The organism is Streptococcus thoraltensis DSM 12221 (genome assembly GCF_000380145.1).
Lineage (GTDB): Bacteria > Bacillota > Bacilli > Lactobacillales > Streptococcaceae > Streptococcus > Streptococcus thoraltensis.
On record NZ_KB904598.1, the window covers coordinates 113,089 to 127,021 of the forward strand.

13 protein-coding genes are annotated in these 13,933 nt (G+C 39.9%); 3 read left to right on the plus strand and 10 right to left on the minus strand.

The window, feature by feature from the left end; genetic code table 11:
* Positions 1-509 precede the first annotated feature (509 nt).
* The 4 genes from asnS to A3IA_RS0105615 all read right to left on the minus strand — a co-directional run bounded on the left by asnS (position 510) and on the right by A3IA_RS0105615 (position 6,074).
* A complete protein-coding gene (asnS, locus tag A3IA_RS0105600) occupies positions 510-1,856 on the minus strand; it encodes an asparagine--tRNA ligase (protein WP_018380342.1) in 1,347 nt (448 codons plus the stop codon).
* A 131-nt stretch (positions 1,857-1,987) separates the two neighbouring features.
* Positions 1,988-3,169 carry a pyridoxal phosphate-dependent aminotransferase gene (locus tag A3IA_RS0105605; RefSeq protein ID WP_018380343.1) on the minus strand — a complete coding sequence of 394 codons (1,182 nt, stop codon included), beginning with the start codon at positions 3,167-3,169 and terminating at the stop codon, positions 1,988-1,990.
* Positions 3,170-3,275: 106 nt separating this feature from the next.
* Positions 3,276-5,723 (minus strand): bifunctional DnaQ family exonuclease/ATP-dependent helicase, encoded by a 2,448-nt coding sequence (locus A3IA_RS0105610; protein ID WP_018380344.1) that lies wholly within the window; start codon positions 5,721-5,723, stop codon positions 3,276-3,278.
* A 57-nt stretch (positions 5,724-5,780) separates the two neighbouring features.
* A complete protein-coding gene (locus A3IA_RS0105615; RefSeq protein ID WP_018380345.1) occupies positions 5,781-6,074 on the minus strand; it encodes a rhodanese-like domain-containing protein in 294 nt (97 codons plus the stop codon).
* Positions 6,075-6,222: 148 nt separating this feature from the next.
* Between A3IA_RS0105615 and A3IA_RS0105620 the strand changes: the two genes are divergently transcribed.
* Positions 6,223-7,056 (plus strand): alpha/beta hydrolase, encoded by an 834-nt coding sequence (locus A3IA_RS0105620; protein ID WP_018380346.1) that lies wholly within the window; start codon positions 6,223-6,225, stop codon positions 7,054-7,056.
* 321 nt (positions 7,057-7,377) lie between these two features.
* Here A3IA_RS0105620 and A3IA_RS0105625 read toward each other — a convergent pair whose 3' ends face one another.
* The 3 genes from A3IA_RS0105625 to A3IA_RS0105635 all read right to left on the minus strand — a co-directional run bounded on the left by A3IA_RS0105625 (position 7,378) and on the right by A3IA_RS0105635 (position 10,758).
* Entirely contained in the window at positions 7,378-8,334 is a 957-nt protein-coding gene (locus A3IA_RS0105625; RefSeq protein ID WP_018380347.1) for an NAD(P)-dependent oxidoreductase, read from the minus strand.
* Positions 8,335-8,623: 289 nt separating this feature from the next.
* Positions 8,624-9,379, minus strand: a complete 756-nt coding sequence (locus A3IA_RS0105630; RefSeq protein ID WP_018380348.1) for an esterase family protein — start codon at positions 9,377-9,379, stop codon at positions 8,624-8,626.
* A gap of 200 nt (positions 9,380-9,579) precedes the next feature.
* Complete coding sequence (locus A3IA_RS0105635; protein ID WP_018380349.1) at positions 9,580-10,758, minus strand: ATP-grasp domain-containing protein; 1,179 nt, start codon at positions 10,756-10,758, stop codon at positions 9,580-9,582.
* Positions 10,759-10,897: 139 nt separating this feature from the next.
* Between A3IA_RS0105635 and A3IA_RS0105640 the strand changes: the two genes are divergently transcribed.
* Together A3IA_RS0105640 and A3IA_RS0105645 are read left to right on the plus strand one after the other, a co-directional pair.
* Positions 10,898-11,533 carry an MBL fold metallo-hydrolase gene (locus A3IA_RS0105640; RefSeq protein ID WP_018380350.1) on the plus strand — a complete coding sequence of 212 codons (636 nt, stop codon included), beginning with the start codon at positions 10,898-10,900 and terminating at the stop codon, positions 11,531-11,533.
* Between the two features lie 62 nt (positions 11,534-11,595).
* On the plus strand, positions 11,596-12,264 hold the full coding sequence (locus A3IA_RS0105645; protein WP_244862331.1) for an alpha/beta hydrolase: 669 nt from the start codon (positions 11,596-11,598) through the stop codon (positions 12,262-12,264).
* A 268-nt stretch (positions 12,265-12,532) separates the two neighbouring features.
* On the opposite strand, the gene A3IA_RS13025 is transcribed toward A3IA_RS0105645, so the two are convergent.
* From A3IA_RS13025 to A3IA_RS0105660, 3 genes are read right to left on the minus strand one after another with little or no spacing between them, the layout of a single operon-like run.
* Positions 12,533-12,685, minus strand: a complete 153-nt coding sequence (locus A3IA_RS13025; RefSeq protein ID WP_018380352.1) for a hypothetical protein — start codon at positions 12,683-12,685, stop codon at positions 12,533-12,535.
* A complete protein-coding gene (locus tag A3IA_RS0105655) occupies positions 12,685-13,401 on the minus strand; it encodes a hypothetical protein (protein ID WP_018380353.1) in 717 nt (238 codons plus the stop codon). Before A3IA_RS0105655 ends, A3IA_RS13025 begins: the two co-directional genes overlap by 1 nt.
* A gap of 33 nt (positions 13,402-13,434) precedes the next feature.
* Positions 13,435-13,635, minus strand: coding sequence for a hypothetical protein (locus tag A3IA_RS0105660; protein ID WP_018380354.1), 201 nt, complete (start codon positions 13,633-13,635; stop codon positions 13,435-13,437).
* Between the last annotated feature and the right edge of the window lie 298 nt (positions 13,636-13,933).

Below are 13,933 nucleotides of genomic sequence, written 5' to 3' on the forward strand. Positions count from 1 at the left end.
CAGACAGTACTCGCGTACGGCAAGTCGAAAGTGACGATGTATCAACCTTAATTCAAAAGACGATACTTATAATGACAAGCGATAAAACTCATACTCATCACTTTAGGCACGATAGGAAATCAGATTTAGATTTCTCACCACCTTAATGATACGTCACCCACTACAGTTGACAATGAGCATAAAAGAACTAGCTGAAAAATAAATTTCAGCTAGTTCATTTATTATATTTTAAAACCTAGATTGTTATTCTCAAAAATATAGTCAAATGAATTAACGTTCAGAACAAGGAACAGAAAAACGCAGACAGTACTTGATACTCAATGAAAATCCAAAGCAGACTAGGCGACACAGATAGCAGATAGAACTGTAGTTCATCAAATCAAGTCAACGACATCTGCTTTGGATATTTGAAGAGTATGAGTACAGCGAATCGAAAGTGACCATGCAGCAAAGTTAATCCAAAAGACTATATCATCTCCGAGAATAAAATCGCAGAAACACGAGGGGCTTTATGGCTTAATTCTGTGAAGCATACGTGGGAATGGGATGGCTTCACGAATGTGTTTTGTACCTGCTACGAAGGTTACCATACGTTCGATTCCGATTCCGAAACCGCCGTGTGGTACTGAACCGTATTTACGAAGGTCAAGGTAGAAGTCATATTCTGACTTATCCATACCAAGTTCGTCCATTTTAGCAACGAGGGCATCGTAATCATCTTCACGCATCGAGCCACCGATGATTTCACCGTAACCTTCTGGCGCAAGTAAGTCCGCACAGAGAACACGCTCAGGATTACCTGGAACAGGCTTCATGTAGAAGGCTTTAAAGCTGGCTGGGTAGTTGACCACGAAGGTTGGCACGCCAAAGTAGTTTGAAATCCAAGTTTCATGTGGTGAACCAAAGTCATCCCCATGCTCAAGGTGTTCATAATCAGTATCTTCATCGGCTTCGTGTTCTTGAAGAAGGGAAATAGCATCATCGTAAGAAACACGTTTGAAAGGTTCAGAGATATAACGTTTAAGAGCATCTACATCACGTTCCAAGGTTTCAAGCGCTTGTGGTGCGCGATCAATGACACCTTGGATAAGTGCTTTGACATATGCTTCTTGAAGGTCAAGTGACTCTTCATGGCTAACAAAGGAGTACTCAGCGTCCATCATCCAAAATTCTGTCAAGTGACGGCGTGTTTTTGATTTTTCCGCACGGAAAACAGGACCAAAGTCAAAGACACGACCAAGAGCTATAGCACCTGCTTCGAGGTAAAGCTGACCTGATTGACTAAGGAAGGCTGGCTGACCGAAGTAGTCCGTTTCAAAGAGTTCAGTTGAGTCTTCCGCCGCATTGCCAGAAAGGATTGGGCTATCAAACTTAATGAAGCCATTTTTGTCAAAGAATTCATAAGTAGCATAGATAATAGCGTTACGAACTTGTTGCACCGCGTTTTGCTTGCGAGAACGAAGCCAGAGATGACGGTTATCCATAAGGAAATCAGTGCCATGCTCTTTTGGTGTGATTGGATAGTCATGTGACTCACCAATAACTTCAATATCGGTAATGTCAAGTTCATAGCCAAACTTTGAGCGGTCATCTTCTTTGACGATACCAGTCACATAGACTGATGTTTCTTGGCTAAGACGTTTAATGGTATCAAATTTTTCAGCACCTTCTTCTTCGCCAAATTTTTCAAAAAAGTTTGGTTTGAAGGCAACACCTTGGAAAAAGGCAGTTCCGTCGCGAAGTTGTAAAAAGGCGATTTTTCCTTTTCCTGATTTGTTAGCAACCCAAGCACCGATGGTAACTTCTTCGCCGATATGTTGGCTAACTTGGTTAATGGTAATTAATTGACGTGACATAATAACTTTTCCAGTCCTTTCTTAAATTGCGGATAAAATCTTCGTAAGCTGAACACTGTACGGAAACTTTTCCTTTAGTTGTTGCGACTTGTTTCATTAGCAGAACCAAGAAACACGCCTGTCTCTTTTATTTATTTTTCAGACATATACTTATTGAGTCGCTTAATAGCTTCTTGTAAGGTTTCTAAATCAGAAGCGTAACTCATTCTAAGGCTATAGGGCGCACCAAATCCTGCACCTGTGACTAGGGCAACTTCAGCTTTTTCCAAAATATCATTGGTAAAGTCCGTCACATCTTCAAAACCTTTCATTTCCATGGCTTTTTTAACGTTAGGGAAGAAATAAAAAGCGCCTTGGGGTTTAACAAGTGTAAAACCCGGAATAGCATTAATGAGCGGTGCAATAGCGTTAAGACGATTTTCAAAAGCTAGACGCATTTCCTCAACAGAATCCTGTGGACCAGTCAAGGCTTCTATAGCGGCATATTGAGCAACCGTTGTTAAATTAGAAGTTGTTTGACTCAGTATCTTGGACATCCCTGCAATGATTTCGGGATTTCCAACAGCAAATCCAACGCGCCAGCCTGTCATTGAATAGGTTTTGGCGACACCATTAATAACCATGGTTTGCTGACGGATGGCTTGTGACAAGGTTGAAATAGGTATAAAAGTATTGCCATTATAAACCAAACGACCATAAATATCATCAGCCAAAATTAAAATACCATGCTCAACAGCCCAGTTACCGATGGCTAATAAGTCTTCCTCCGTATAAATCACTCCAGTTGGATTTGACGGAGAATTCAACAAGAATACCTTGGTTCTTTCACTTCTAGCGGCTTCTAACTGCTCGATAGTTACTTTGAAGTGATTTTCTTCTTTGGCTTCTACAAAAACAGGAACCCCTTCAGCCAATTCTACCTGATCAGAATAAGATACCCAATAAGGTGTTGGAATAATTACCTCATCACCTTGATCCAAGACGGTCATGAAGTAGGCATAGAGAACAAATTTAGCACCTGTTGCTGCTAAAATTTGATTTCGCTCAACATCATAACCATAAAAATTTTTCATATAGGTGGCAATAGCGTCTTTAAGTTCTGGTAAGCCACTAGCAGGTGTGTAGAAACTAACCTGATTATTTTCAATAGCTTCGATTGCTTTTTGATTGATATGCGCAGGTGTATGAAAATCAGGTTGACCCAAGGTCAAATTCAAAATATCACGTCCCTGCTCTTTCAACTCTTTTGCACGTGCACCTGACGCTAAGGTCACACTCTCTTGCATCTTCAATATCCGATCAGATAGTTTCATCTTACCTCCCCATTTTATCTTCCCGCAACCATGTTTCTACATTTAAAAACGACTGATTGCACAAACCAAAAACACATTAAAAGATTATCTTTTTCAATATCACCTATTATAGCAGAAAATCAAGCACTTCTGACAAGATTTTATCATTTTTTTCAAGCCAAACTTGATGGGTCTGTCTTAGAATTTCCAAACTAGAATAACCATAGGACTTTTCGATCAAGCGTGGGTCTAAAAGAAGGACGGCTGATTTCTGGTCGAGTCGTCTGCTTGTACGACCTAAAGCTTGTTTCAAACGCATCATCATGACGGGCAAACTATAGGCTGTAAAAGGATTTTTCCCGTCTTTCGACAGACGATTAGCCATTTTTTGATTGAGAAAATCTTGGGGATTTTCAAAAGGAAGCCGAGTAATAACAAGGAGCAATTGATCATGATTGGTAAAATCAACACCCTCCCAGAAACTTCCCGTTCCTAATAGGATTGGGGCTTCTTCTACTTCAAACCGTCGTTTCATTTGGTGACTTGTTCCATTTTTCCCCTGTGCTAGATGCGGCAAACCAGCTGTTTCTAAATGCTGTGAGACTTGCTCTAGAGCATCCTTAGACGTAAAAAGGACTAGGGTGGGAAGTTTTAACTGACTGAGCTTATAGATCTTATTGGCTAATTCTCTATGATAATCTTCTGCTGGCAGAGCGGGTGAGACGCCTTCAGTGTCAATCCAGATTGCTTGTTGTGAATTGCGAGAGTCCTCAATAATAGTTTCCTCGTAATCCTCAAAGCCCAGAAGTTCTGGCAAGGATACTTGTGGACTGATTGTTAAAGTGGCAGAGACGAAGGTGGTTTTTTGATTTTCCGGTAAGAATGGTGAAAAATCTAAGAGGAGCTGACTGGCTCCTTTGAGAAAAACACTCCGTTTTTCCTTTTCCTGACGACTATCAACCCAAACAGAATCGTAACGCTCATCTGCTATTTTATTTAACCCTTCTAAATCGGGATGTTTTAATTCCATAATGTCACGACGAATTTTTTCCCATTTCTCTCTTGGAATAAGCTGGTCGCTAGACTGGTGATAATCAACCACCAAATGGCTAAATTCGAATTGAAGACTTTCAATTAACCGTCGCGTCAAAAGCTGGTCTGTTTCACTTAAAAAGTCTTCCAGTTTGGTCAATGTGTCTAATAGATTCACTTGGGCATGAGAGAATTCTTCCAATGCTAGGAAGAATTTTTGTGCTTCATCAACAACCAAATGAGCCCCTTCAATCAAACTAGGGTCATCTTCCAAACGCGTTAAAAGATAAGCATGATTGGTAATGAGTAGACGGCTAGATTTAGCTTTTTCGTAAGACCTAAACCAAAAATCATCCTGAGCAAAAGGCGAGTGAGCGCTGAGGTCACCATCGTGTTGAAGACTATCAAAATACCACTGCAAACGCTGCTGCTGTTTGATTTCGTTGAGATCACCGTCCCTAGTTTCCAAGAGCCAGACCAAAAGTTGCATCTTGTAACGATTTAGCAGCCGATTATCATCATCTCGTTCTAGCGAGGCTTTGAAAGCATCCAGTTTCAGATAATTGGCAGGGCCTTTTAAACTCTGGAAGGAAGTGCCAAAGACCTCATGCAGCTGTTTAGCTTCTTGGGAGATGATTTGATCTTGTAGCAATTTAGTTGGCACAGAGACGACGACTTTTTGCAACTCACTCTTTGCCAGTAAAGGAACTAGATAGCCGTAGGTTTTTCCTATCCCTGCTTGTGCCTGAATAAAATGAGTGTCTTTTTCCTCTTGCAACATAGCTTTTGCAAAAGCTTCTTGCGTGGGGCGACTATCAAGTCCTAACAGAGCCATATTGGTCGCAAAATTCTGCGAGTATTTTTTCTCTGCCATTTCTGGCTGAGGTTTTCGTATCAAGATACCTCCCACTTCCTGATAGAGAAAATGGTCAAAATCCTTATCCAAGGCGACCTCGTCAATCACGATACGTGATTCGAAGATTAGGTGATCGGCGTAAGATTTGATCTTTTCAAGTGTTAGGCTAGGAAGACTGGCAATCTTTTCGCGAATTTTGAAAAAAAGGTGAGCTGTTGCTCTGGCATCTGCAATAGCCGTATGAGCATCTTCTAAGGGAATGTCTAAGGCTTTGGTCAATTCACCTAGAGAATATTTCTCCATAGTTGGGAAAAAGACTTGCGCCAACTCGACCGTGTCAACTCTTGGCGTGCGCAATTCAAATCCTTCCATAAAGAGCTGCTCTGATAGAAGGTTGGCGTCAAACTTAACATTGTGCGCCACAAAAACGCAGTCTTGAATTAGCTCATAAATCTCACGCGCCACTTGTGAAAAATCAGGAGCCTTAGCCAACTGCTTGTCTGTAATACCTGTCAACTGAATAATATGTTCAGACAGGGGTTCATGTGGATTAACATCAGTTTGATAGGAGTCAATAATCGTATCACCCTGTATAATCACAATTCCCACTTGAATGATTTGAGCCATGATAGAAGCACCTGTTGCTTCCAAATCAATCACGGCATATTTTTGCTTGGACTTAGTCATAACAGTAAGATTATACCAAAAAAGAAACTAGTATTGAACTAACTTTCTTTGAATCATTTATTCTAAAAACTCACTTTCCAACCCCAAACTTTCCACTGCTTCCAGTGTTTTTAGGTTGTGAACATCTGTATAGCCTGCGGCTTTTAGCGCTTCTTGGGCTCTATCTGCCCTTGAACCTAACTGACAGTGCAGGTAAATCTTTTGATTTTTGGTCAAATCCAGCTGACCTTTTTCAATCAGTTCAACAGGAATATTCCGAGCTCCCTTAATGTGCTTTTCAGAAAATTCTTCTGAACTACGAACGTCAATTAAGACAGCCTGTCCATTGACAATATCATCTTTTACGGTCATCTTTTTCCTCATTTCTTTCCTATCATTTTAGCAAATTTGCAGACTTTTTTTAAATTCTAACAAGTCACTAAATACATGATTTTAAAATCCTTTCAAACTTGAAATATGGTATAATTATTTTCAAGATTATTCTGAAAAAGAGGATGCAATGGCTAAACGAACCCGACTTAACAACTACTATCTGGAAATGGAAGAGCACTACCTCCATGTACCTTATTACGATGAAGAACGCCGTATCCGTGTGCTTCTCCCAAAAGATTATCATAAGGAAAATTGGGCTTCCTACCCTGTTTTATATATGCACGATGGGCAGAATGTCTTTTACAGTAAGGAATCTTTTTCTGGCTATTCTTGGAAGGTCATTCCTACTATCAAAAACCACAAGGAACTACCAAAGATGATTGTAGTAGGCATTGACAATGGGGGTGACAATCGTCTTAACGAGTATGCGCCATGGATGACCGACGTTGGAACGACTCCTGAAACAGCTAGCCTTGGAGGCGATGGTATGGACTATGGTGATTGGGTGGTCAATACAGTAAAACCCTTTATTGATAAAACCTATCGTACCATGACCGACCCTGAACACACCCTTCTGGCTGGGTCATCTATGGGGGGCATTATCACAGCCTACATGGGCGCAGCTTACCCTGACGTTTTTGGCAATCTCGGTGTTTTCTCTTTGGCTTCTTGGTTTAGCGAACGTGACTTTTTGCGTTTTTGTGACCATCATCCATTAGCAAAATCCAGCAAGGTTTATATTCAAGTTGGGACTCTTGAAGGGGATGAGGTTGACGAAACTTTCGCTTCCAATATGAACCAACGCTACATTGACTGCACCCTTCATTATTATCAATCGCTACTCAAAACAGGAACCAGCATGGATAATATCAAACTCAAAATCATGGCTAATGAAATTCACCATGAGAAGCACTGGGCGGACCATTTCCTAGAATTTTTACAATTCACCTTGAAAGGCTAGTTGCCACAAACCAAACGCATCTTGATTGATTCTCTTCTTTATACTCCATGAAACCAACGTCTGGCTAGCCAAAGCTAATGCAGATAAAGCTGAAGTTCATCACATCAAGTCAACAAGGTCGTCATTTGATTTTCAAAGGATAATAGCGCATTAGTTTGCCAGCAGAAGTCTGGGACAAAACATATAAAACGAACAAGATAGAATTCTGTCCAACAGAATTCCACCTTGTTCGCTTTTTTATAATATTATCAACTTCATATGGTTAGATAGGAAAGAATGTCTATAGTCAAATGAAAATCTTTTTATCTCAAACCCTATTTATTAGACATTGACTTGGTTGATGATTTTTCCTTCGTCTAGATAGGAAATGATATTTTGAGCTGCTTCTCGAGAAAGCTTGATACGAGCATCCCAAGTAGCTGAACCCGAGTGAGGGGTCATGACCACATTCTCCAATTTTGTTAGCTCTGGATGCGATTGCCCTTCAACCTCGTAAACATCTAAGCCTGCACCGGATAATTTGCCAGACTTAAGAGCTGCAATCATAGCTTCTTCATCTACCAATGAGCCACGCGCTGTATTGATCAAGAAGACACCTGTTTTCATTTTGTTAAAGATTTCCGCATTGAAGAGTCCTTTGGTTTCATCAGTTGCTGGAGCATGTAAACTAATGACATCAGCTTCTGCCAGCAAATCTGCAAAATCACGATAAGAAACCTGCAAAGCTTCTTCTTTCGCTTTGGACAATGGGTTGCGCTTATTATAAATAACCTTGGCACCAAAGGCTTGCACCATTTTAGCCACTTCTTGACCGATGCGACCAAAACCAAAAATACCAACCGTTTTTCCACTCAAGCCTTGACTAAGACCTGCTGGCAGAGAGGTATTCACCCATTCGCCATCACGTAAACGACGATCTAAGAAAGCGACTTGACGCATACTTGCTAACATCAAACTCACAGCTAATTCAGCTGTCGGAACCATTACAGCCTCAGGAGAATTCGCCACAACTATACCTTTCTCCTTGGCATAGTCAATATCAATATGGTCAAAACCAACGCTATGTGTTGAGATGATTTTTAGGTTTGTACCTGCATCAATCATTTCCTTATCAACTGGCAACTGAGTCGTGTAGAGTCCATCATATTCTGAGAGATGCTCTAAAAGCCAGTCACGTGTGTTTTCCAAAGGAGCCTGATCTACTTGAAAAAGTTCTTTTAATTCGCTTAAGCCTTCTTCCAGAGGTTGCCCTAAAATAACGATTTTAGCTTTGTTCATGTCAAAACCTCACTTCCTTCCTCACATTATTGTATCAAAAAAGAAAGGGCTTCCCAAACGGAAACCCTGATATCGTCAAATGAATTAACTTTCAGAACAAGGAACATAAAAAACACGGACAGTACGTGATACTCTTCGAAAATCAAAAGTAGAGCTCGTTGACTTGATGTGATGACCTTTAGTTCTATCTGCTATCTGTGTCGCCTAGTCTGTTTTTGATTTTCAGTGAGCATGACTAGGGCAAGTCGAAAGTGACGGTGTAGCAAAGGTAAATCAAAAGACTATAAAACTAAGCCAGACGACCTTCTTCTTCCAATTTCCCCATAAAGAAAGGCATTTGCTTGCGCCACCATTCCCAGTCGTGGGCAACATCTTCTCCCCAGTAATCGAACCAAGCGGGAAGATTTTTAGCTGCGACGGCTTCTTCCAAACGCTTGGTATCATAGACATGGGGTTCTTCCCAGGCGCCCTGACCTACGGCGACAATCATCCGATTTTGACGATAGTGCTCTAAAAACCAAGGGTCGTTTTGTTGCCATAGGTAATCAATTGGCGAATTAAAATAAATAGCCTGATCATTGCCAAATTCGCCAGTGAAAAATCTAGCATCATAGACCCCTGATAGGGCAACCGAAACATCGAATAAATCAGGATGTTTTAAAGTAAAATTAACCGTATGAAAACCACCCATAGAGCATCCAGTCGCTAAAAGACCACCTTGCCAGTTTGTTTCATAACGGATCAGAGGAACTAGCTCATTCACGATATAACGCTCATAGGCGTCATGGGCAAGCGCCATATCATGACCTGATTTTCCTAAATTTAACCAAGACTCTGCATCGTAAGAATCTGGTGTAAAAAATTGAACCAAACCGCGATCAATCCATGATTGACAGGCTTCAATCATACCAAAATCAGCATATTCATCATGGCTACCACCAGAAGATGGAAAAACAACAACAGGCTTGCCTGCATGTCCATAGACATTAAAAAACATTTCACGACCAAGTTCCCCTGACCACTGACTACGACGTTCAAATTTCATATAAAGACTTTCTAATTTGTGGATTGTTATAGTCAAATGAATTAACTTTCAGACAAGGAACTGAGACGCGGACAGTACTTGAGTACGGCAAGTCGAAACTGACGATGTATCAAAGTTAATTCAAAAGACTATATCAAAAAATCATCACTGAGTGACAAAGCATTCTACTAAACAAAGGTTGGGCATTTTCCTGAAAAATCCTAAACCTTTTCTTGGGCATAGCGGATCAGATCCCGCATGGTTTCACGCTCGGGACAACGCCCAATAATCCCATCTTTCCCCATGATAGCAGAAAAGACTCCGGGAACAGAAGCTATGGAAACCAGATGCTGACCAAAGTATTGACGAACCTCGTCTAGACTATGCTTATAATTCATATCATCACGACGTGAAATGTAGAAAACATTGTAAGGGCGTTTGCTTTCAGCCTTGAAGTGATTTTCCTTGACGACATTGACGTATTCTTTAAAAATATCGAAATCATTGGCATAATTCCACATGTCAATCGTTAAGCCACCGGGCGGACGGCAATTAACTTCAAGCGGGATGATTTCCCCAGTTTCCTTGATACGGAAAAATTCAAAATGGAAAAAACGTTCTTTGATATTAAAGGCTGAGACACACTTCTCACCGAGTACAACCAATTCAGGATTTATCTCACGAGGAAGGAAGTAATACATATCTGTGCCATTGGCTACAGTTTCTAAGACTGCTTCTGAATGCTCTAAACTAGAGTAAAAGACAATCTTGCCGTCATGGTCTGCCAGACCATCAAAAGTGATAATATCGCCATCCACAAACTCTTCCATGATGTAATCAACATGGGCAGGACGGTTAGCCAAGAAATGATCTAATTCTTCAGCAGTTTTCAGCTTATAAGTATCTGAAGCGCCAACCCCTGAATTGGGTTTGACAATGATGGGAAAGCCAAGTTTTTTAGCTAATGCTTTAGCTTCCTGATCGGTCTTAAAGGTATCTCCAGCTGCAACTTTTAAACCTTGACTGCGAAAGACTTCTTTCATCTGGCGCTTAGTTTTAATAGCCAGCATATCCTCATTTTTAAAGCCAAAAACATTAAAATCCGTGCGTATTTTAGCGTCCAGTTCCAACCAGAATTCGTTATGCGATTCCACCCGATCGATACGGCCGTATTTATGTGCGAAATAGCCTACCGCACGGTAAACCTGGTCGTAATCCTGCATGTCATCAACACGATAATACTCAGTCAAATGTTGGCGAAGACCTTCTGATAGCTCATCGTACGGCACGTCCGCAATGCCTAATGTGTTAATACCGCTCTCGTAGAGGCGGTGGGCAAAGGTTTCAAAATTCGTCGGAAAGTGCGGCGAAATCATTACAAAGTTCAATTTACCTGCCATAATATCTCCTCCTAACTGTGTTAGAGGTATTTTAACACAGTCAGTTGGAAAAATCTACTCATTTTTCAGAAAATTTAGAATAAATAAAAAATAATGCTCAAAAATACCCTAACGCATCATTTTTTGATACACTATTGCTATGAAAACACATAAAATTTTTAACACCGTAGCTAGTGAAAATACCTATTTATTAGAAACTGAAACTGGTCTCCTTGTTATCGATCCTGGAAGCGATTGGGAAAAAATTGAAAAACGCATTAAGGACTTAAACAAACCTGTTTTAGCAATTCTTCTAACCCACACCCATTATGACCATATCTTGAGTGTGGATGCTGTACGTGAACACTTTAATCAGCCTCCTCTTTACGTTTCAAAAGAGGAAGCATCGTGGCTTCAATCACCCAAGGACAATCTTTCTGGACTTCCTCGCCATGATGACTTAAAAGACGTTATCGTAGCACCTGCTGAACATACTTTTCAATTGCGTCAACCTTACCAGATTGGGGACTTTGCTTTTACAGTCGTGCCAACACCCGGTCACTCTTGGGGGAGTGTCTCATTTGTCTTCTCTGAAGAAGAAGCCATCTTCTCTGGTGATGCCCTCTTTAAAGAGACGATTGGACGGACAGACCTGCCTACTGGGAATTTTGACGAGCTTGTCACAGGTATCCGTCAGGAACTCTTCACACTACCAAACCACTTCTCTGTTTACCCCGGCCATGGTCAGAGCACAACCATCGCCCACGAAAAAAACTTTAACCCCTACTTTCAATGAAACGATTTAGGAAAATTCTTCTGAGCTTTTGTCTGCTAATCTTGGTACTACTGGCTGGTCTCTTGATTTTACTTGAAAACAAAACTTATAAAGCCAGTCCAACGGCTAATAAAATCGCTCAAAAAGCACAGCCGATTGACCACAGCCTTTATTTTAAAGCTAAAGGGAAAACCAAGGCATCGCTCATCTTCTTTCAAGGGGCACTAGTTGAAGAGAAAGCCTACGCACCACTTGCAGCTGACTTAGCTAAACATGGGATTGATGTCTACTTGCTTGATGCGCCCCTTAATCTTGCTATCTTATCCGGTAATCGTGCTGAACAACTAAGGGATAAAATAGCCCGTACCCCAGTCTATCTAGCTGGTCACTCCTTGGGTGGTGTCGTTGCTACACAAACTGTAGAGGATTTTTCAAAAGATACCAAAGGCCTAATCCTACTTGCTAGCTACCCTTCTGATAAGACGAACTTGGTGAAAAAGGACTTAGCTGTCCTATCTATTAGGGCTAGTCAGGACAAGGTACTCAATCAAAAAGCTTACCAAGAGGCAAAGAGTCGCTTGCCAAGGAGCACCACTTATCTCACCATTGATGGCGGTAATCACGCTGGATTTGGTGATTACGGGAGACAGTCCAAAGATGGCGAAGCTAGCATTTCCAACTCCAAACAACGGCAAGAGATCGTTAAAAACATCATCAACTTTATTAAAACAAGCAAAAACGACACCAAATGAGGTGCCGTTTTTTAGTTCTATCATTTCTGCAATAGGTAAGTCTATCCTATAGAGATGACAGGGTTTTTGGGGTGTCTGCTAAAAGAGAGAATAAGTCTAATACTCAATGACAATCAAAAACAGACTAGGCGACACAGATAGCAGATAGAACTGTCTTCATCAAATCAAGTCAACAAGGTCTGCTTTTGATTTTTAAAGAGTATCATTCCCTCTCGTACTTAGCTATAAATCCCCCACTACCGCTAACAATGAGCAAGACTATAGGATGTTAAGAGGGGTTTAGCCGATTTACATGTTTTTGCGCTCGTAAAGTGTCATTTGTTTTAGGAATAGTCATGACTTTTTCATTTGTTTCCCAATCATAAATCACAATGTCATGCCCTGTCAGATTAATTAAGTTTAAATTATTTTCTTGTTCCATTATCTCATCTCCTCAATTATTTTTATATACTTTTCTTTTTGTCTATTTGTGAATGATTTATTTTCTTTAACGTATTCTATCATCTCTTCTTTTGCTTTTGCTAATTTATTGTATAAGTCTTGTTTCATACTATCAGGCAAAATATCTGTTGTTTCTAGTTCAAGTATAATCTCTTCTCGTTGCTTTCTACTCTCCTCATATAGCTTTACCATTTCTTTATCTACTTCCTCTTCTGATGGAGTACAACCAAATTCTGAAAAGTCATCAGGTCTTTCATGTAAACCTAAGATAACTCTGTAATCATGTTCAAGATAAAACATACCATTTTTATCATCTACATATATCTTTTTCCCTTTAGTTGGTAGATTGCTATAAAAGTATCCGTCAATTTTATCAATAAACAATATATTACCCTTCCAACCTCCCTCACATTTAAATTTTTCATTGTAAGGGTATCTATGTTCTATTCCATCAGTATATTCAAGATTAATAAAAAAGCCAAGTGGGTAATCCCCATTTGGTAAACGTTTAATACCTAGCCTATCTACTTTTTCATCAATAGTTTCATCATTCTTTACCTCGTTTTCTTTCTCATTAGGATTAGTACTTCCGAATCCTATAGGGGTATTGCCCTTTCTCAAATTAATAGCGGTTGAACAGTAATTTATAACTAAAGCTAGTATCACATAGAAAAGTATTTTATTCAATAAATCCATAATTATCGTAGTCCTCCTCGTAATAGTGCCATTTTATTTCTCTGTATAATTCCTCATATTTCCAATCTGTTGTGTCCATTTTATTAATTTCTTGGATAAGTTTATGAAAAGGGTTGCCTTTTCAAAAACATCTTCCATAAAAGAGTCTACAGATAAAATATTATAAGTAAATGCTAAATATTTAACCTCTTTTTCAACTTCTAAATAGTCAATATATATACCTTTAGTTGCCATAACTCACCTATTAATCCAATCTATTAATCCAATCAATAAGGGCTTTTACACCAACTACCACAACAAAAATATTTGCTATGACGAACCCTATATATAATATTAACATAAATAACTCTAACATTATAAACCTCCTAAGCTTCCACTACTGGAAAATGAATATCGCTAATAGCTAAACCTTTCGCTACTGCGCCAGCTGAACCGGTATTAATGACCCATGTCCCACGTTTTTTCATTTCTCCTCATCTTTTCCTCTTTCTTCTTTTTATTTTTACGAGTTGCTATATACCCGCTGATTATT